21 protein-coding genes and 1 tRNA gene are annotated in these 18,286 nt (G+C 31.3%); 7 read left to right on the top strand and 15 right to left on the bottom strand.

The window, feature by feature from the left end:
* The first annotated feature begins 4 nt into the window (after nucleotides 1–4).
* From rfbA to D3P13_RS10660, 5 genes are all read left to right on the top strand, one after another.
* Nucleotides 5–880 carry a glucose-1-phosphate thymidylyltransferase RfbA gene (gene rfbA / locus D3P13_RS10640; protein ID WP_117882151.1) on the top strand — a complete coding sequence of 292 codons (876 nt, stop codon included), beginning with the start codon at nucleotides 5–7 and terminating at the stop codon, nucleotides 878–880.
* Nucleotides 881–1,205: 325 nt separating this feature from the next.
* The gene (asnS, locus tag D3P13_RS10645) at nucleotides 1,206–2,630 is read left to right on the top strand and encodes an asparagine--tRNA ligase (protein ID WP_394336458.1); all 1,425 of its coding nucleotides are present in this window, start codon (nucleotides 1,206–1,208) and stop codon (nucleotides 2,628–2,630) included.
* A 29-nt stretch (nucleotides 2,631–2,659) separates the two neighbouring features.
* Nucleotides 2,660–4,180, top strand: coding sequence for a WG repeat-containing protein (locus D3P13_RS10650; protein WP_117882155.1), 1,521 nt, complete (start codon nucleotides 2,660–2,662; stop codon nucleotides 4,178–4,180).
* A 3-nt stretch (nucleotides 4,181–4,183) separates the two neighbouring features.
* The gene (rpoN, locus tag D3P13_RS10655) at nucleotides 4,184–5,629 is read left to right on the top strand and encodes an RNA polymerase factor sigma-54 (protein ID WP_117882157.1); all 1,446 of its coding nucleotides are present in this window, start codon (nucleotides 4,184–4,186) and stop codon (nucleotides 5,627–5,629) included.
* 9 nt (nucleotides 5,630–5,638) lie between these two features.
* On the top strand, nucleotides 5,639–6,244 hold the full coding sequence (locus tag D3P13_RS10660; RefSeq protein WP_117882159.1) for a hypothetical protein: 606 nt from the start codon (nucleotides 5,639–5,641) through the stop codon (nucleotides 6,242–6,244).
* A gap of 10 nt (nucleotides 6,245–6,254) precedes the next feature.
* Here D3P13_RS10660 and D3P13_RS10665 read toward each other — a convergent pair whose 3' ends face one another.
* From D3P13_RS10665 to D3P13_RS10695, 7 genes are all read right to left on the bottom strand, one after another.
* On the bottom strand, nucleotides 6,255–6,941 hold the full coding sequence (locus D3P13_RS10665) for a porin family protein (RefSeq protein WP_117882161.1): 687 nt from the start codon (nucleotides 6,939–6,941) through the stop codon (nucleotides 6,255–6,257).
* 131 nt (nucleotides 6,942–7,072) lie between these two features.
* Nucleotides 7,073–7,540, bottom strand: coding sequence for an ExbD/TolR family protein (locus D3P13_RS10670; protein ID WP_117882163.1), 468 nt, complete (start codon nucleotides 7,538–7,540; stop codon nucleotides 7,073–7,075).
* A 7-nt stretch (nucleotides 7,541–7,547) separates the two neighbouring features.
* Nucleotides 7,548–8,138: an ExbD/TolR family protein gene (locus tag D3P13_RS10675; protein WP_117882165.1), complete on the bottom strand. Its 591-nt coding sequence runs from the start codon at nucleotides 8,136–8,138 to the stop codon at nucleotides 7,548–7,550.
* Between the two features lie 7 nt (nucleotides 8,139–8,145).
* Nucleotides 8,146–8,631 (bottom strand): hypothetical protein, encoded by a 486-nt coding sequence (locus D3P13_RS10680; protein WP_117882168.1) that lies wholly within the window; start codon nucleotides 8,629–8,631, stop codon nucleotides 8,146–8,148.
* Nucleotides 8,632–8,633: 2 nt separating this feature from the next.
* On the bottom strand, nucleotides 8,634–9,383 hold the full coding sequence (locus tag D3P13_RS10685; RefSeq protein ID WP_117882275.1) for a MotA/TolQ/ExbB proton channel family protein: 750 nt from the start codon (nucleotides 9,381–9,383) through the stop codon (nucleotides 8,634–8,636).
* A gap of 74 nt (nucleotides 9,384–9,457) precedes the next feature.
* A tRNA-Ser gene (locus tag D3P13_RS10690) sits at nucleotides 9,458–9,544 on the bottom strand.
* Nucleotides 9,545–9,622: 78 nt separating this feature from the next.
* Nucleotides 9,623–10,654: an asparaginase gene (locus D3P13_RS10695; RefSeq protein WP_117882170.1), complete on the bottom strand. Its 1,032-nt coding sequence runs from the start codon at nucleotides 10,652–10,654 to the stop codon at nucleotides 9,623–9,625.
* Between the two features lie 208 nt (nucleotides 10,655–10,862).
* On the opposite strand from D3P13_RS10695, the gene D3P13_RS10700 reads away from it, so the two are divergent.
* A complete protein-coding gene (locus D3P13_RS10700) occupies nucleotides 10,863–11,567 on the top strand; it encodes a zinc metallopeptidase (RefSeq protein WP_117882172.1) in 705 nt (234 codons plus the stop codon).
* Nucleotides 11,568–11,651: 84 nt separating this feature from the next.
* On the opposite strand, the gene D3P13_RS10705 is transcribed toward D3P13_RS10700, so the two are convergent.
* The 7 genes from D3P13_RS10705 to pdxA form a co-directional block, all read right to left on the bottom strand.
* Entirely contained in the window at nucleotides 11,652–12,116 is a 465-nt protein-coding gene (locus tag D3P13_RS10705) for an Lrp/AsnC ligand binding domain-containing protein (RefSeq protein WP_117882174.1), read from the bottom strand.
* Nucleotides 12,117–12,222: 106 nt separating this feature from the next.
* Nucleotides 12,223–13,566, bottom strand: coding sequence for an acetyl-CoA carboxylase biotin carboxylase subunit (gene accC, locus D3P13_RS10710; RefSeq protein WP_117882176.1), 1,344 nt, complete (start codon nucleotides 13,564–13,566; stop codon nucleotides 12,223–12,225).
* Between the two features lie 85 nt (nucleotides 13,567–13,651).
* Entirely contained in the window at nucleotides 13,652–14,125 is a 474-nt protein-coding gene (gene accB, locus D3P13_RS10715; RefSeq protein ID WP_117882178.1) for an acetyl-CoA carboxylase biotin carboxyl carrier protein, read from the bottom strand.
* 18 nt (nucleotides 14,126–14,143) lie between these two features.
* Entirely contained in the window at nucleotides 14,144–15,145 is a 1,002-nt protein-coding gene (locus tag D3P13_RS10720) for a beta-ketoacyl-ACP synthase III (RefSeq protein WP_117882180.1), read from the bottom strand.
* A gap of 159 nt (nucleotides 15,146–15,304) precedes the next feature.
* Nucleotides 15,305–15,499: a 50S ribosomal protein L32 gene (rpmF, locus tag D3P13_RS10725; RefSeq protein WP_117882182.1), complete on the bottom strand. Its 195-nt coding sequence runs from the start codon at nucleotides 15,497–15,499 to the stop codon at nucleotides 15,305–15,307.
* Between the two features lies 1 nt (nucleotide 15,500).
* Nucleotides 15,501–16,037, bottom strand: a complete 537-nt coding sequence (locus D3P13_RS10730; protein WP_117882277.1) for a YceD family protein — start codon at nucleotides 16,035–16,037, stop codon at nucleotides 15,501–15,503.
* Between the two features lie 49 nt (nucleotides 16,038–16,086).
* On the bottom strand, nucleotides 16,087–17,124 hold the full coding sequence (gene pdxA, locus D3P13_RS10735; protein ID WP_117882184.1) for a 4-hydroxythreonine-4-phosphate dehydrogenase PdxA: 1,038 nt from the start codon (nucleotides 17,122–17,124) through the stop codon (nucleotides 16,087–16,089).
* A 152-nt stretch (nucleotides 17,125–17,276) separates the two neighbouring features.
* On the opposite strand from pdxA, the gene D3P13_RS10740 reads away from it, so the two are divergent.
* The gene (locus D3P13_RS10740; RefSeq protein ID WP_117882186.1) at nucleotides 17,277–17,870 is read left to right on the top strand and encodes a riboflavin synthase; all 594 of its coding nucleotides are present in this window, start codon (nucleotides 17,277–17,279) and stop codon (nucleotides 17,868–17,870) included.
* Here D3P13_RS10740 and D3P13_RS10745 read toward each other — a convergent pair.
* Nucleotides 17,867–18,082 carry a PID-CTERM protein-sorting domain-containing protein gene (locus tag D3P13_RS10745; protein WP_117882188.1) on the bottom strand — a complete coding sequence of 72 codons (216 nt, stop codon included), beginning with the start codon at nucleotides 18,080–18,082 and terminating at the stop codon, nucleotides 17,867–17,869. The two genes, D3P13_RS10740 and D3P13_RS10745, sit on opposite strands and share 4 nt — an antisense overlap.
* Nucleotides 18,083–18,286 lie beyond the last annotated feature (204 nt).

The raw sequence follows: 18,286 nt of genomic DNA on the forward strand, positions 1-18,286 counted from the left end.
TATTATGAAAGGAATTATTTTAGCTGGAGGAAGCGGAACAAGGTTACATCCTTTAACATTAGCCGTAAGTAAGCAATTAATGCCTATTTATGACAAACCTATGATTTATTACCCTCTTTCAACATTAATGTTGGCTGGTATAAAAGATATTCTAATTATTTCTACACCTCATGACCTACGCTTATTCGAAAGACTATTGGGAGATGGTAAGCAATTGGGTTGTAATTTTCAATATAAAGTACAAGAAATACCTAATGGATTAGCACAAGCATTTGTGATAGGTGAAGAATTCATTGGAGACGATAGTGTTGCTTTAGTGTTAGGTGATAATATTTTTTATGGAACAGGATTTCACCAAGCTTTAATTGATGCCACTGGAAACGCAGGAGGAACTGTATTTGCATACCATGTCAATGATCCAAATCGTTATGGTGTCGTTGAATTTGATGGTGACAATAAAGCCATTTCAATAGAAGAAAAACCGGAACATCCTAAATCTAATTACGCAGTCCCTGGAATTTATTTCTACGACAATACTGTTGTGGAAATTGCTAAAAATTTAAAACCCTCTGCTCGAGGCGAATACGAAATAACTGATGTAAATAAAGTGTATTTGCAACAAGGTAATTTAAATGTAAGTATTCTTAATAGAGGTACCGCTTGGTTAGATACTGGTACTTTCCAATCATTAATGCAGGCTCAACAATTTGTTCAAGTTATTGAAGAACGACAAGGTTTAAAGATAGGCTGTATAGAAGAAGTTGCCTACAAAAAAAGATTTATCTCTGCAGATCAGCTTATTAAAATTGCCGAACCCTTGATTAAAAGTGGTTATGGTGATTACTTAATGAATATAGTAAAACATAAACAACACGATTAAATTTATTCTTTCTTAAATAATTTTCTCTTTTCTCGTTTAGTCATTTCTTCTGAATAATTAAATCAATTATTTGTGCAGCATAATTATTATTTCAAATAAAGGTTTATTAATTTTTTTTGAGAAAAGAATAAATGCCAATTAACAAAAATGATATTAATAACAGTTTAAATTGCATACAAATTTGGTTTTTTAATTGTTAAAAGTAGTTCAATCCTATATACCATCTAATTGATTACAAATTTAATTCAGCAATATCTCACATAATTTTTATAAATTATATTTCAATCTGTATCTTTGCTGTTCATTAATTTTAAGATAAATGCAAATGAGTGTTGCTGAATTATTACAATCAGAGAATTTTTTACATGATGTAACTATTAAAGGATGGGTTCGTACGTTTAGAGCGAACCGTTTTATCGCCTTAAATGATGGTTCTACCATAAATAATATACAATGTGTTGTTGACTTTGAAAATACAGACGAGAATATTCTAAAAAGAATAACTACAGGAGCGGCAGTTTGCCTTTCTGGAACTTTAGTTGAAAGTCAAGGTAAAGGCCAACGTGTTGAAATTGAAGTTAAAAATATTGAAATTTTAGGCGATTCTAACCCTGAAGAATACCCAATTCAACCTAAAAAACACAGCTTTGAATTTTTACGTGAAAACGCCCACTTAAGAGTAAGAACAAATACTTTTAGTGCAGTTATGCGTGTTCGATCGGCTCTTTCTTTCGCTGTACATAAATACTTTACTGAAAACGGCTTTTATAATTTTCATGCTCCAATTATTACAGGTTCTGATGCTGAAGGTGCTGGTGAAATGTTCAGAGTAACCGCGATGGATCCTAAAAATCCGGCAACAGATGAAAATGGTGAAATTGATTTTTCACAAGACTTTTTTGGTAAAGAAACTAATTTGACCGTTTCTGGTCAACTAGAGGCTGAAACCTATGCTATGGCATTAAGTAAAGTGTATACTTTCGGTCCTACTTTTAGAGCAGAAAATTCTAATACCACTAGGCACTTAGCCGAATTCTGGATGATTGAGCCAGAAGTGGCATTTAATGATTTAGATGCTAATATGGATTTAGCCGAAGACTTTATTAAAAGTGTAATCAAATATATTTTAGAGCACTGTAAAGATGATTTAGTCTTCTTAGACGAACGCTTTACAAAAGAAGAACAATCTAAGCCACAGCTAGAACGGAGTGACATGTCGTTATTAGAAAAACTCAACTTTGTTGTTGAAAACAACTTTAAACGTGTTACTTATACAGAGGCCATAGATATTTTAAGAAACTGTAAACCCAACAAAAAGAAGAAATTTCAATATATTATTAATGAATGGGGGGCTGACCTTCAAAGCGAACATGAACGCTTTTTAGTTGAAAAACACTTTAAATGTCCCGTAATTCTTTTTGATTATCCAGCAAATATTAAGGCATTTTATATGCGTTTAAATGATGATGGTAAAACGGTTAGGGCTATGGATGTACTTTTCCCTGGAATTGGCGAAATAGTTGGTGGATCGCAAAGAGAAGAACGTTTAGATGTATTAAAAGAAAAAATAAAAGCTCTAGATATTGATGAAAAAGAGCTTTGGTGGTATTTAGATTTGCGTAAATTTGGAACCGCAGTACATTCTGGATTTGGACTAGGTTTTGAACGTTTGGTACAATTTTCAACTGGAATGGGTAATATCAGAGATGTTATTCCGTTTCCTAGAACACCACAGAACGCCGAATTTTAAATCTATTATTTAATATAATTAAAAAAAATATGAAAAGAATACTATTTATTACAACTTTATTCAGTGGCATCATTGGTTTCTCTCAAGAAGAGGAAATAGTTGAAATTATGGAAGTGGAAGAAACGGTTATCGAAAGTACAGAATCTGGAAATGTAAATCAATACTATCAAAATAACTCAACTGATATTGTAACTGGAGAAATAGATAAAACCCTTTTAATTTTTAAAGGTAAAAATTCTTCTCTATATGGTTTAAAAGACAAATCAGGAAAGGTATTAGTGAAACCTATTTTTAATTCAATTAATTCTTATGGTTCAACTAAAGACAGAATAAGGGCTTCTTTAAGTTATGGTAAAGAAGGAATAATTGATCCTAAAGGAAACATCATAATTCCTTTTGAGTACTCTAGCTTTTATTATAATAATACCCATAATATTTATACAACAAATAAAGACGGTAAATCTTACTTATTTGATTATTATGGAAATAAATTATTAAAAGAATCATATGACGAAATTAGTATTGAAGACAACTATTTTAAAGTTAAAGAAAATGGTTTCTATGGTATTCTTAGTGCTGATGGTGAAGAACTCTTACCTATTAAGTATGATCAAATAAACTATTTTCAACAAGAAAATTGGTTTTTAATTACCAAAAATGGAGTAGATAATATAATTTATAATAATGGTAAAAACGTTTTTGGAAATAAATTTACTTCTGTTTCCAAATTAGATTATTATTTTAAATTTATTCTTGTTGAAAAAAATGGAAAATTTGGTATTGTAGATAAAACAGGAAACGATATTACACCTATTACTTTTGATGCTGTTGACAAAAATTATAATGGTAATTTTTTTATTATCAAACAAAATGGAAAATGGGGTTTATATAATATTGTTTTTAAAAAGTTTCTAATTGAACCTAGTTATGACAATGTAAAAATGCTTTCCAATAATTATTATTTATTACAATCGCAAAATAAAAAAACACTAATTGATATTCTTCATAATAAAAAAGTTGACTTTACACCCTATGACGAAGTAAATAACTATATTTCTAAAAATATAGCAGTAGTTAAAGTTGATGGGTTAAGAGGTGCCGTAAATATTGATTCTGGAAAATTAATCATCCCTACAAAATATAATTACTTAGATGTAAATTCTAACTATATAAAAGCGAGTTTACCTGATAACAGATTATCTGATATATATAATTATGACGGAGATCCTATTTATACAGATGTTAGTTTTATTAAAAATTTAAATAATAACTACAACTATAGTAAAATAACATCAAAAGGAAAAATGGGGCTGATGTATAAGGGTAAGGAAATAGTACCAACAGAATATGACCAAATAAAAGATTTTAATAAATCCGTATTTGTTTTGGTTAAAAAAGACAAGAAAAGTGCCCTTGTTAGTATAGTTGATGGTAGTTTTTTAATACCTTTAAGTACAGATCCAATTTCTGTTGATATTGAAAAGAACATCGTTTCATATAAAAAGAAAAAATATAGTATTAGATTAAATAAACTAGTTGAAATAAAATAATTAATGCTAAAACAAAGTCTTCAATATAAATTATTACAAAAATTATCTCCTCAGCAAATACAGTTGATGAAAATGATTCAACTGCCTACGCAGGCTTTTGAGCAAAAAATTAAACAAGAAATTGAAGAGAACCCAGCATTAGATAGCGGGAAAGATGAAGATGAAGACAGTGATCTTCAAAATGAATACGAAGATTCAGGTAATGAAACCATTGAAACTGATGTGAATATTGATGAATATTTGAGTGATGATGAGATGCCTAACTATAAAATGCAAAGTAATAACTATAGTAGCGATGACGATGAAAAAAATATACCCTATGCGGCCGGAACTTCATTCAACCAATTTCTAACCACTCAATTAAATACGTTCAGATTAAACGAGTTAGAATATCAAATAGCAGCATTCTTAGTAGGCAGTATTGATGAAAGTGGATATATAAGAAGAGAAATTGATGATATTGTAGATGATTTAGCATTCTCTGAAAATGTTTTCACGGAAGCAGGTGAAGTTAAACGCATGTTAAACTATGTTCAAAAATTAGACCCGGCAGGCGTTGGAGCACAAAGTTTAGAGGAGTGTTTACTTATACAATTAAAACGAAAATCTGTCACTAAAGAGAGAACTTTAGCTATAGCTATTTTAGAAAAAGCATTCGAACATTTTGTAAAAAAGCACTATAAAAAATTAATTCAAAAATTCGACATTACTGAAGATGAATTAAAAGGTGCTATTCATGAAATAGAAAGATTAAATCCGAAACCTGGTGGGTCATTTGCAAATAGCAATAAAATTGTAGAACAGATAGTTCCTGATTTTTCTATTCGAATAATAGAAGGTCAATTAGATTTAACGTTAAATTCAAGAAATGCTCCAGAATTGCATATTTCTAATGAATATAACAATATGTTAAAAGGATATGCTGCCTCTAAAGACAAATCAAAATCGCAGAAAGATGCAGTACAGTTTATAAAGCAAAAACTAGATTCGGCAAAATGGTTTATTGATGCAATAAAACAACGTCAACAGACTCTGTTACTTACAATGAATGCTATAATGCACATGCAGGAAGCCTATTTCTTAACAGGTGATGAACGTAAACTAAAACCAATGATTTTAAAGGACATTGCCGATAAAATTCATATGGATGTATCAACTGTTTCTAGAGTTGCTAACAGTAAATATGTTGATACACCTTACGGTACAAAACTTATTAAAAATTTCTTCTCGGAATCTATGATGACAGATCAAGGGGAAGAAGTATCGACAAGAGAAATAAAAAAAATACTAGATACCGTTGTCAAAGAAGAGGATAAGAAAAAACCTTTAACCGACGAAAAATTAGCGAAAATATTAAAAGACAAAGGCTATTTAATAGCACGTAGAACAGTAGCAAAATACAGGGAACAATTAAATATTCCGGTAGCTAGATTACGAAAAGAGATATAATATAGACCGATGCAGTTTTCTAAACTAATTTCTTTTGTTTTTCACCCAATTATAATACCAATAGCAAGTGCTCTATTGTATTTTATACTAATACCTAGCCATATATCTAAAGATGCCTCCTATCGTATCTTAGGGCTCATTTTTATTGCCACGTATATTTTACCTGTAATTTTACTTTTCTTTTTAAAACAGACAAAATTAATAGATGATTTTTATCTAAAATCAATTAATGAACGAAAGTTCCCAATCACCTTCTTTGCTATTTTAACTTTTCTATTAGGTAAATTGCTATTACACAAAATTGGTGTTGTAGATCTTTTAGCTCATTCTTTTTTTGCCTGTAGTTTAGCTTTAGGAGTGGTATATGTGCTGTTTTATTTTAAAATCAAAACAAGTTTACATACACTAGCAATTGCTGGGCTTATCGGTTTTATTTCAGTTATCAGTTATGATTACAAAAATAATTTATTACCAATTTTAATTGTTTTGTTTATATTGGTTGGAGTCGTTGCAGCAGCCCGATTAAAGTTAAAAGCACATACATTATCTGAAGTGATACTTGGTTTCGTTGTTGGTTTTCTATCACAAATTTTGGTTTACGCCTATTTTTTGTAATAAGTATTTTTTAAAGTATATAAAAAATAAGACCAACCCTAAAGTCTCTAATTTTAATTGGAGTATCTTCTAGTAATGTTGCATCAGAAAATATATCTGATAGCCCATAATAGACGTTTAGGTTCCATGTTCCATAACCCATTGAAAGGGACAAACCATATTGAAGTTTATTAATTTCATCAATTCCATTAACTTTTATAATGTTACCGTCCTCTTTATATTTTGAATTAGTAGCAATAGCATAACTTAATTTACCTCCAAAATAAATTCTATAAAACTTATAATTATCCATTGTAGAAGTACGCCAGCGTAACTCTAATGGAATCTCTAAAGCATGTATAGAAAACTTGTTACTCTTAAAGTCTGTGGCAACATCAAACGCTGTAACATTATTAGGTCTGGTAATTTTTAAATTCTGATAGTAAGTATGCCGTCCATAACCCAAACCAATGCCTAAAGCTAAATTTCTTCTTTCATTTAATGGCATGTCTTTAATAAAACCTAAAGTTAAACTATTAGAAAAACCATTACTAGATATTGTATCTGGTAACTTGTCCATTAGCATATAAGAAAGACCAATATAGATTTGATCTTCTAAATAATGGCTATCTATTATTGTATCATTATCTTTTTTGGTATTGTTTTGTGCTGAAAGTAAGCCACTTATCATAAAGAAAAATAAAAAGCATTTTTTCATTTAGTAAAATTAAATCATTTAGACAAAAAAGTAACAAAGCCGTTTTATTACGACCTAACAGTTTAAACAAATATAAAAAACAAAAGGCAATCTTTTCAGATTGCCTTTTAAAATTATATAATATATATTATTTATTTAATATTATCCAATGCACTACCTTTTGTGGTAGAATAATTAATTTTTAATGCATTTACATCTCTCAATTGTAACTTAATATCAGTTATAGTACCAACGCTAGACTTTCTATCAGCTTTAATAGAAGTTGTTAAAAGTGGTATTTCTTGTTCAGAATGCTGAGCTCGTTCCGAATAAATAAAACTTTGAATATCACTTACACTTGAAATACGATCATTTAATTGAATTTTATCACCTGGCGTCTTATCTTTTGCCTTACCGACATAAATATAACTTACCAAACTCTTTTTTTCAAGTTTTTTTACTTGATCAGCAGATGGTAATTTAGGATTCTGGATCTTTAATTCCGTTTCTCGCATTACAGTAGTTACCATAAAAAAGAATAACAACATAAAAACGATATCAGGCAAAGCAGCTGTATTTACAGCCGGCAATCCTTTTTTCTTCTTTCCAAATTTAGCCATATTTTATTTATTTAGTAGGTTCTGCCTCAGAAATGATTTGAGGATATATATTCGTAGTTATCTCTTGTTGCTGTTTTCCAGTCAAGTCATCAAATAAACGTCCAAATTTCTTTTTAGCATATTTATTTCTAAGGTCAGTATATGCCCCAACAAGTTCATTCTGTACTGCGACATACATCGCATAAGATGTACCTCGATCACTTTGTAATGAAATTACAGCTTTCTTCGGATGATCTGATGATGATGGATCTTTATCACCTTCACACCAAGAACAAACTGATAAACCTGCACTTTGTAGGTCTGCAGCTGTACCACCTCCATTATCAATAAACTTTATTGCGGCCTCTCTTAGGTCTTTTACTTGCATATATTCATTTCCTTCAACCAAAATTTCATCATTTCGATTAACGTTAACTTCAAATACATTCTTTTCTTTAAGTATAGGCGGCACTACATTAGGATCTTGCTTTTCCGGTAGTTTACGCGAAATACCAATATCAGTATCCATAGTAGTTGTTACCAAAAAGAATATTAATAACAAGAATGCAATATCTGCCATAGATCCTGCATTAATTTCAGGTGTGTCTCTTCTTGCCATAATATATTTATTTACCTATTGATTTAACAAAACCCCATCCGATTGTAAGTAAACCTATTACCCCTAAAATTCCAGTAAAGTTGATTAAGGCAGTTACTTTTTTAGTCAATGATGTTGCAGCTTCGCCAGTTAAAATTTTATCTGACATATCTTTTATTTCAAGAGCATTACCCTGAGCATCTGTAGCCAAGTCGTCTCCTGCAGTAAAATATGCTATTAAAAACAAAACTAAAAATACACCGAATACGATTAAAGTCTTTTTAAGAGCTTCTGGATGTTTTATTAAGTTTAGAACTGAAAACACTATTGTAATTACGATAGTTGCAATCAATAAAAAATTTGAAAATGTAATAAGCGGATCTACTATGCCACCTTGAACGGCTGCGTCAGTCTTAATTGCTTCTTCCCCAACCATTATAATTCTGACCAAGAAAAACACACCAATTAATCCTAAAACAGCAGTTACGATAGTTACTATTTTTGATTTATCCATGGTTATTTTTTGTGTCTGATTAATAAATCTATTAAAGATATAGAAGCATCTTCCATACTGTTTACAATACTATCTACTTTAGAAATAATATAATTATAAAAAATTTGTAAAATAATAGCCACTACTAAACCAAATACTGTAGTTAAAAGTGCTACTTTAATACCACCGGCTACAACACCAGGAGAAATGTCATTTGCTGCTTGAATCGAGTCAAATGCTCCAATCATACCAATTACAGTACCCATGAAACCAAGCATCGGTGCCAAAGCAATAAATAAAGACAACCAAGAAATATTTTTCTCTAGTAAGCCCATTTGAACTCCTCCATAACTTACAACTGCTTTTTCTGCTTGTTCTACACCTTCATCCATCCTATCTAAACCTTGATAAAATATAGAGGCAACAGGCCCTTTTGTATTTCTACAAACTTCCTTAGCAGCTTCAACACCTCCAGAAGACAAAGCTTCATCTATGTTGTTTACCAATTTCTTAGTATTGGTACTGGCCATATTTAAATATATAATTCTTTCAATTGCAATTGCTAATCCTAAAATTAAGGCTATTAGTACAATTCCCATAAAGAAAGGTCCACCTTCAATAAAGCGTTGCTTTAAAATTTGGTGAAATGTTTTACTCTCTGCAGCAGCTTCATCTGCTTGCTCAGTTTGAACAGTTGTTAATGCATGACTGCTTTGTACTGTACCTAGAAATAATAATCCTGTGATTGCAAGGATAGTAAGTAGTTTTTTCATTGTTTGATTCTTAATTATTAATTTAGTTAACGGGTTAAAGATATAATTTTTTTTTATTATCCACAACATTTTTGCGGAGAGAAAGGGATTCGAACCCTTGTTACAATTTCTCATAAATACGCTTTCCAAGCGTACGCCTTAAACCACTCGGCCACCTCTCCATCAAAGATAATTATTTTTTTTTGTGGATGTCAAATAAAACATTTTTTTTTTAAGTGAAAAAATTATTTAGCTATAATTTAGCTCATTTCTCCTCTTAAAGAGGTCTCAAAAACATTTTTAAAGCTTTCTGGTGCTATCTTTTCACCTAAAAGATACATTAATTTGGCAATTGCTGATTCTGTTGTTATGTCTTTTCCGTTAATTAAATTTAATTGTTTTAGCTTAACACTTGTATCATATTGACCCAAAATTACACTACCTCCTACACATTGTGTGACATCTACAATATGAATTCCTCTATCAATTGCATTTTTCAATAGGGACAAAAACCATAAATTTGTTGGTGCATTACCCGAACCATAAGTTTCTAAGACAACACCTTTTAAATTTTGAATCTCTAAAATAGCCATTACAACTTCTTTGGTAATACTAGGAAACAATTTTAAAATAACAATATCATTGACTAGTTTTTTTCTAAATAACGTCTTTTTATTCTTGTCTGGCTTCAATAATAGATGATTTTCAAACTTCAAATGCACACCACTTTCAGCAATTGGCGGATAATTAGCGGATGCGAAAGCCTCAAATTGCTCTGCATTTATTTTAGTAGTTCTATTTGCTCTATATAATTTGTATTCAAAATACAATCCTACTTCAGTAACTATAGGTTCGTTATCATTATTTTTAGCCGCTGCTATTTGAATCGCTGTGATTAAATTCTCTTTAGCGTCGGTACGTAAATCACCAATTGGCAACTGTGAACCTGTAAAAATTACAGGTTTCGATAGGTTTTCTATCATAAAACTAATGGCAGATGACGTATATGACATCGTATCTGAACCGGTCAGTACTACAAAACCATCTTTTTTATGATAATTTTCTTCAATTATTTCAAGAATGTCAACCCAATAATCAGTGTTCATATTTGAGGAATCCATTGGCTCTTCAAAAGAAACACTTTCAACATTGCAATTCAATTGCTTTAACTCCGGTATTTTATCAAATAGATGATTAAAATCAAATGCCTTTAAAGCATTAGACTCATAATCTTTTACCATACCTATAGTACCTCCAGTATAAATTAATAATATCTCCGGCTTATTTGTCATATTGTCATCTTAAATATTAATTTGGTGAATATTTCCTCTTAAAAACTACTTTTTTTAGATTAATTAAGAAATTGGAATACTTTATGATATGCATATTATTAATATTGCATATTTTTATGCAATATTAATCCCATCAATAAGGATTAAGTAAAATAGGGGTTATGCCTTTAAACAAAAATAAGTGATTAAATTAAACGAATAAACAATTATGATAGGATTTTATATATTAATAGGTGCAATTTCTCTAGTGAGCTGGCTGATAAGCAATAAGCTTAAAAGTAAATTTAAGTATTACTCAAAGGTACAACTCAGAAATGGTATGAGTGGTGCTGAAATAGCAACAAAAATGTTAGCAGATCATGGTATTAGAGATGTTGAAGTTATTTCAACATCTGGTATGCTTACTGACCATTACAACCCTGTAAAGAAAACTGTAAATCTGAGTGAAGGAGTTTATAATCAGCGTAATGCTGCTGCTGCTGCAGTTGCAGCACATGAGGTAGGACATGCCGTACAGCACGCTCAAGCATACCAATGGTTAACTATGCGTTCTAAATTAGTACCAGCTGTTAATATCACTTCCAAATTTTCACAATATATGGTTATTGGTGGTATCATTTTAGGTGCAGCTACTAGTGGTGCCGCAGGTGGAATAGGTTTCTATATCGCTGTCGCAGGCCTAGCGTTTATGGCCTTAGGAACCATTTTTAGTTTTATTACACTTCCGGTTGAATATGACGCTAGTAATCGTGCTTTGGCATGGCTAAAGAATAAAAACATGTTAAGTCAAGAAGAATATAAAGGGTCTGAAGATGCTTTAAAATGGGCTGCTAGAACATATTTAGTTGCCGCATTAGGTTCTTTGGCAATGCTTTTATATTGGGGTCTACAAATTTTAGGAAATAGAGACTAACCAATATTAAAAAAAAACTAAAAGGCAATTTTTCATCAAATGAAAAATTGCCTTTTTTTATTGAATCATATTATTTATCTAAAGCTATATTTTTAACTGCCTTTCAATTTGCTGATCAAGAGAAATAAAAGTTTCAGTTCTAGAAACCCCTTTTATTCCCTGTATTTGTTTGTTCAACACCTCCATTAAATGCTCATTGTCTTTACATAAAACTTTAGCAAAAATAGCATAATTACCCGTTGTATAATGACTTTCTACAACCTCATCAATCTCCTTTAATCTTTTTAGGGCTTCTTTATACGTACTTGCTGCATCTAAGAAAATACCAACAAATGCAAGGGTTTTATAACCAAGTATTTTGGGATTTATAACAAATTTTGACCCAACGATCAGCCCTGATTTCTCTAACTTTCTCAACCTTTGATGAATTGCAGCTCCCGAAATACCCACTTCTCTAGCGATACTCAATATTGGAGCTCTAGCATCTTCCATTAAATTTTTAAGAATAATCTTGTCAATTCCGTCAATATGTAAGTCCTTTTCCTTCATCTCATTATAATTTTCAATCAAAAGTAAAGAAAATCATTAGTAGATATAAAAAATAAGTAAAAAAAATCCCGATAATTAAATCGGGATTTGTAATTGTAAAAAAAATCTATTTTTCTATCATCTTAAAGTCTTCCATAAATTTAGTGGTATAATTACCCGCTAAATAGTCTGGATGATCCATCAATTGTCTGTGAAAAGGTATTGTAGTTTTAATGCCTTCAATAACAAATTCATCTAAAGCCCTTTTCATTTTGTTAATTGCCTCTTCCCTTGTTTGAGCAGTAGTAATCAACTTCGCAATCATTGAATCGTAATAAGGTGGTATAACATAATCCGCATAAACATGCGTATCAAGTCTAACTCCATGTCCTCCTGGTGAATGCAATGTTGTAATTCTACCTGGAGAAGGTCTAAAATCATTAAACGGATCTTCAGCGTTTATTCTACATTCTATTGAATGCAATTTTGGCATATAATTTTTACCAGAAATAGGCACACCAGCCGCAACTAAAATTTGCTCCTGAATTAAGTCAAAATCTATAACTTGTTCAGTAATTGGATGTTCAACTTGAATTCGTGTGTTCATTTCCATAAAATAGAAATTTCTATGTTTATCTACCAAAAATTCTATTGTACCTGCACCTTCATACTTTATATATTCAGCCGCTTTAACTGCAGCCTCTCCCATTTTTTTACGTAAAGGCTTTGTCATAAAAGGCGAAGGAGTTTCTTCTGTTAATTTTTGATGACGTCGCTGAATTGAACAATCTCTTTCTGACAAATGACAAGCTTTACCATAAGAATCACCAACAATCTGTATTTCTATATGACGTGGTTCTTCAATCAATTTCTCCATGTACATGCCATCATTACCAAAAGAAGCCTTAGCTTCTTGTCTAGCATCATCCCATCCTTTTTTCAATTCGTCTTCTTTCCAAACAGCTCGCATTCCTTTTCCTCCACCTCCGGCAGTTGCTTTCAGCATCACAGGATAACCTGTTTCTTTTGCTATTTTTTCGCAAGATTCAAAATCTTCAATAATTCCATCACTACCTGGAACACAAGGCACACCAGCCTCTTTCATTGTCGCTTTGGCAGATGCTTTATCCCCCATTCTGTCAATCATTTCAGGTGAAGCTCCGATAAATTTAATATCGTGTTCTGCACACATTTTAGAAAATTTAGAATTTTCAGATAGAAATCCGTAACCAGGGTGTATGGCGTCAGCATTTGTAATTTCTGCCGCTGCCATTATATTTGACATTTTAAGATAAGACTCACTACTAGCAGGTGGACCGATACAAACGGCTTCATCTGCAAATCTAACATGTAGACTTTCAGCATCTGCAGTTGAATATACGGCTACCGTTTTAATGCCCATCTCCTTACAAGTACGTATAATTCGTAGTGCAATCTCTCCTCTATTTGCTATAAGTATTTTTTTAAACATAACTTTTCATTTTAAAAATTCAATTTCCAAGCACCAAATTCCAAATAATTGGGTTTAGGATTTTATTGATTGGAATTTTCAATTGTTATGATGGATCAACTAAAAATAATGGTTGATCAAATTCTACTGGAGATGAATCATCTACTAAAATTTTAACAATTTTACCTGAAATTTCAGATTCAATTTCGTTAAAAAGTTTCATAGCTTCTATTATACAAACCGTGTCACCTTCATTTATATTGCTACCAACTTCAACAAAAATTGGCTTATCAGGCGAAGGTCTTCTATAAAAAGTTCCTATGATAGGAGATTTTATTGTTAAATATTTATCATCTTCATTTACCGCTGCCACAGGTTGAACTGGAACAGCTGATATGTCTTGTGCAGGTGCTTGAGCTAGTTGCACAGGTGCCGTTGGTGCTTGATGAACGATAGTTGTTTCCGTTTTTTCAGCTCCTGTTTTAATGGTTATTTTAACATCTTCCATTTCAAGCTTAACCTCGTTTGCACCAGATTTAGCAACAAACTTAATTAAGTTTTGTATGTCTTTTAAATCCATTTTATTTAGATTTTATAGTTAGTTATTTGAGTTGTATGCCCATTTTAAATAGATAGCTCCCCATGTGAAACCACCTCCAAATGCAGCAAAAATTATATTATCTCCTTTACGGAGTTGGTCTTCGTAATCAGCTAGCAACAATGGCAATGTAGCAGAAGTCGTATTCCCATATTTATGGATGTTAACCATTACTTTTTCCATGTCCAATCCAATTCTATTGGCCGTTGCTTCAATAATTCTATTATTTGCTTGATGCGGTGCAAACCAAGTAACATCTTCCTTGGTTAAATTATTTCTTTCTAATATCTTTTCACTTACATCAGCCATATTTGATACTGCAAATTTAAATACAGTTCTCCCTTCTTGACGCACATAATGCTGTTTATTTTTAACAGTTTCTTCAGTAGCTGGTAAAATTGAACCACCTGCTGCAACATTTAAATACTCTCTACCACTTCCATCGCTTCGCAAATATTCATCTTGCAAACCTAAACCTTCTGTATTAGGCTCAAATAAGGCGGCCCCTGCCCCATCACCAAAAATAATACAAGTAATTCTGTCAGTATAATCAATCATTGAAGAGTTCATATCTGCACCAATAAGTAATACTTTTTTATACCTACCCGCTTCAATATAACTAGATGCAGTAGACATTCCATATAAAAAACTAGAACAAGCAGATTCTAGATCAAATGAAAAAGCCTCTGTTGCTCCAATTTCTGAAGCTACAAAAGCTGCTGTAGATGCTGCTTGCATATCTGGTGTTGCCGTTCCCACAATTACTAAATCAATCTCTTTAGGATCTAAATTAGATTTAGCAATTAAATCTTCAGCAGCTCTTATTGCTAAAAATGACGTCCCTTTTCCTGGTTCTTTTAAAATTCTGCGTTCTTTTATTCCTGTACGCGTCGTTATCCATTCATCATTCGTCTCCACCATGCTTTCTAACATTTTATTTGTTAGTACATGATCGGGAACATATTTTCCAACAGCTGTAATTGCAGCAGTAATTTTAGTCATATGTTTGTTTTAGTAGGTATTTTTTTTGATAAAACAGTTTTCAAATGTAATGAAATTTATTTCGCCTTTTATCAAAATTAGCGTAGTTTTCGTTCTTTTTGACGAATAAACATAAAAAAACCCTCAAAAAAGAGGGTTTTTTGTGTTCAACTTTTTTTACTATGCAGCAGCTTCTTCACTATCAATTACTATTTGACCACGGTAATATAATTTACCCTCGTGCCAATGAGCTCTGTGAAATAAATGTGCTTCACCTGTTGTTGGGTCTTTCGCTATTTGAGGAGTTGTTGCTTTATAATGTGTTCTTCTCTTATCTCTTCTTTGCTTAGAAATTTTTCTTTTAGGATGTGCCATTTTATACTTTTTTATCGGTTATCAGTCCTTTTAATTTATCCCATCTAGGATCAGAACCTTCTTTATTATTTATTATTTCTTTTGGTTTTAACTCTTCTAATTTATCTAATATTTCCGACTTCAAGGTTCCATCTTTTACTCCTGGATGTACCTTTTTTGAAGGAATTGCCAATATAATCATTTCATAAATATATTGAGAAACATCAACTTCATAAGCTTCATGAGGTAATATTAAAATATCAATATCATCATCATTAAATTCCTCACCAAATGTAACTACTAAATCTAACTTCGCTTTTATAGGTTGTTCAAATAACTCATTGGTTAAATCACAAACTACCTCAACTACCCCCTTCGCATTAAAACTAAGCTCAATTAAAGTGCTTTTTTTATTAAAATCTAATTGCACTAAAATATCAGCATCACAAACATCATCATATTTATAAAACTCAAAGAACTCCTTATTAATTTGAAACTCAAACTTATGAATGGCTTCTTTCAATCCTTTAAAAGGAATAACAAACATTTTCTTTTCCATAACATCCATCAAAAATGAGCCTGCAAATGTAATAAAATTTTTACAAATATTATTTTCTTGTGCGTAATTTATTTTTAGTTAGCTCATTATACTCCGATCTGTTCTTAAAAACATCCATTGCAGTATACAAAGCTTCTTTAAATGAGTTATTGCTAGCCTCACCTTTTCCTGCAATTTCAAAGGCAGTTCCATGATCGGGTGAAGTTCTAATCTTATTCAAGCCTGCTGTAAAATTTACACCATTACCAAAAGATAATGTTTTAAAAGGTGCCAATCCTTGATCATGATACATGGCCAAAATACCATCAAATTTTTTATAAGCCCCTGACCCAAAAAAGCTATCAGCAGAATACGGTCCATAAACCAGCTTATCATCTGCCTGTATTTTCTCTAAAGTTGGTCTAATAACAGAATCATCTTCCTCACCAATAACACCATTATCACCACAATGAGGATTCAACCCTAACACTGCAATTTTAGGTTTACTTATTTTAAAATCCTGTATAAGTGAGTTATACATTAAATTAACTTTGCACTCAATTAATTCTTGTGTAATGGTCTCTGCAACCTTCTGTATTGGAATATGTCCAGTTATGAGTCCAATTTTTAACTCATCGGTCATTAAAATCATTAAGCTTTCGCCTTCCAAATTCGCCTCTAAATATTCAGTATGTCCGCTAAATTTAAAATCTTCAGATTGAATATTATGTTTATTTATTGGAGCAGTTACCAATACGTCAATTTCATTTTGCTTCAAGGCCGTTGTTGCTGCTTGCAATGACAATAAAGCATATTTACCCCCTGACGCAGTTTCTTTACCAAACTCAACCTCAACTTGCTCTTTCCAAACGTTAACTAAATTAACTTTATTAGGTACGCATTTAGAAATCGAATCAACTCCATGTGTTTGCGTATGAATATTCAATTCTTTTTTATGAATTGAAAGTATTTTATTGGAAGCAAAAATTATAGGAGTACACAATTCTAACATCCTTGGATCTTCAAATGTTTTTAAAATTATTTCTATACCAATACCATTTATATCCCCAACTGAAATACCTACTTTTATGGTTTCATTTTTCTTCATTATCATTAAATTTCACCAACTTTCAGAGCACAGTTCTAATTAAGTTGATTGTTACTGCTCCTATTTTCAATTAAATGCCAAGTATACGTTTTTATGCAGCAATTAAATTCGTATTTTTGAGCATACAAAAGTACTGATTAAAATTAATATAAATGTTTACAGGAATTATAGAATCTTTAGGTGAAGTTATTGCACTAAAAAAGGATAAAACAAATCTTCATATTACCATAAAAAGTAAAATTGCAGAAGAGTTAAGAATTGATCAAAGTGTTGCTCATAATGGTATCTGCCTAACAGTGATTGATATTAATAACAATACATATACTATCACTGCAATAGCCGAAACATTATCTAAAACAAATTTATGCAAACTCAAAGTTAATGATAAAGTTAATTTAGAACGAGCAATGAAATTAGGTGATAGGCTTGACGGACATATTGTACAAGGTCATGTTGATAATACAGGCAAGTGTATTGCTATTGACGAACAAAACGGAAGTTGGATTTTCACTTTTGGGTATAATGAAGGTAAGGATAATATTACTATTGAGAAGGGATCAGTAACAATTAATGGAGTAAGTTTAACAGTAGTAAATTCTCATAAAAATAAGTTTAGTGTTGCTATAATACCATACACGCACATGCACACAAACTTTGGCTCAATAAAAATTAATGATTTGGTAAATTTAGAATTTGATGTAATAGGAAAATATGTAGCTAGATTAACGAAGTCTTATAATAACTAATCTTCTTTTCTTAACTTTTTGACTGCGTAACCAACACCAAGAACCAATAAAAAACCCACACCTCCATCAATAGGAACATTATTAGGAGGACCACCCTGCCCTCCAGATCCTCCTGACCCTCCTCCTGGTTCAGGTACGGCTTGAGCAAATACACTGCTTGATGTTAAAACTAACAACGCAAATGATAAAAACAATAAATACTTTTTTAACATATACTTCCCCTTTTTGCAAGTACTAACGAAAAACTCGTTAATTAATTGCAAATATATAAATTCTTTTTTAGGATTTGTTGGTTAACTATCTTTTATTTTAACGTTTGAATTTAAAATTACAACTAAAATAAACTTGTCCAACATTTATTAATGATATCATAAAATTTACTCGAAACTTCTAAAAGACCACTAACAACTTCAACA

Source organism: Aureibaculum luteum (assembly GCF_003449015.1).
Lineage (GTDB): Bacteria > Bacteroidota > Bacteroidia > Flavobacteriales > Flavobacteriaceae > Aureibaculum > Aureibaculum luteum.

Coding starts and splice junctions, on each gene's coding strand:
- D3P13_RS10675 (WP_117882165.1), bottom strand. CDS start 8,138: ATGGCAAGAAGAGACACACCTGAAATTAATGCAGGATCTATGGCAGAT.
- rpoN (WP_117882157.1), top strand. CDS start 4,184: ATGCTAAAACAAAGTCTTCAATATAAATTATTACAAAAATTATCTCCT.
- accB (WP_117882178.1), bottom strand. CDS start 14,125: ATGGATTTAAAAGACATACAAAACTTAATTAAGTTTGTTGCTAAATCT.
- D3P13_RS10660 (WP_117882159.1), top strand. CDS start 5,639: ATGCAGTTTTCTAAACTAATTTCTTTTGTTTTTCACCCAATTATAATA.
- D3P13_RS10670 (WP_117882163.1), bottom strand. CDS start 7,540: ATGGCTAAATTTGGAAAGAAGAAAAAAGGATTGCCGGCTGTAAATACA.
- D3P13_RS10720 (WP_117882180.1), bottom strand. CDS start 15,145: ATGACTAAAATTACTGCTGCAATTACAGCTGTTGGAAAATATGTTCCC.
- pdxA (WP_117882184.1), bottom strand. CDS start 17,124: ATGAAGAAAAATGAAACCATAAAAGTAGGTATTTCAGTTGGGGATATA.
- asnS (WP_394336458.1), top strand. CDS start 1,206: ATGAGTGTTGCTGAATTATTACAATCAGAGAATTTTTTACATGATGTA.
- D3P13_RS10740 (WP_117882186.1), top strand. CDS start 17,277: ATGTTTACAGGAATTATAGAATCTTTAGGTGAAGTTATTGCACTAAAA.
- rfbA (WP_117882151.1), top strand. CDS start 5: ATGAAAGGAATTATTTTAGCTGGAGGAAGCGGAACAAGGTTACATCCT.
- D3P13_RS10695 (WP_117882170.1), bottom strand. CDS start 10,654: ATGACAAATAAGCCGGAGATATTATTAATTTATACTGGAGGTACTATA.
- D3P13_RS10745 (WP_117882188.1), bottom strand. CDS start 18,082: ATGTTAAAAAAGTATTTATTGTTTTTATCATTTGCGTTGTTAGTTTTA.
- D3P13_RS10700 (WP_117882172.1), top strand. CDS start 10,863: ATGATAGGATTTTATATATTAATAGGTGCAATTTCTCTAGTGAGCTGG.
- D3P13_RS10650 (WP_117882155.1), top strand. CDS start 2,660: ATGAAAAGAATACTATTTATTACAACTTTATTCAGTGGCATCATTGGT.
- rpmF (WP_117882182.1), bottom strand. CDS start 15,499: ATGGCACATCCTAAAAGAAAAATTTCTAAGCAAAGAAGAGATAAGAGA.
- D3P13_RS10680 (WP_117882168.1), bottom strand. CDS start 8,631: ATGGATAAATCAAAAATAGTAACTATCGTAACTGCTGTTTTAGGATTA.
- D3P13_RS10685 (WP_117882275.1), bottom strand. CDS start 9,383: ATGAAAAAACTACTTACTATCCTTGCAATCACAGGATTATTATTTCTA.
- accC (WP_117882176.1), bottom strand. CDS start 13,566: ATGTTTAAAAAAATACTTATAGCAAATAGAGGAGAGATTGCACTACGA.
- D3P13_RS10665 (WP_117882161.1), bottom strand. CDS start 6,941: ATGAAAAAATGCTTTTTATTTTTCTTTATGATAAGTGGCTTACTTTCA.
- D3P13_RS10705 (WP_117882174.1), bottom strand. CDS start 12,116: ATGAAGGAAAAGGACTTACATATTGACGGAATTGACAAGATTATTCTT.
- D3P13_RS10730 (WP_117882277.1), bottom strand. CDS start 16,037: ATGGAAAAGAAAATGTTTGTTATTCCTTTTAAAGGATTGAAAGAAGCC.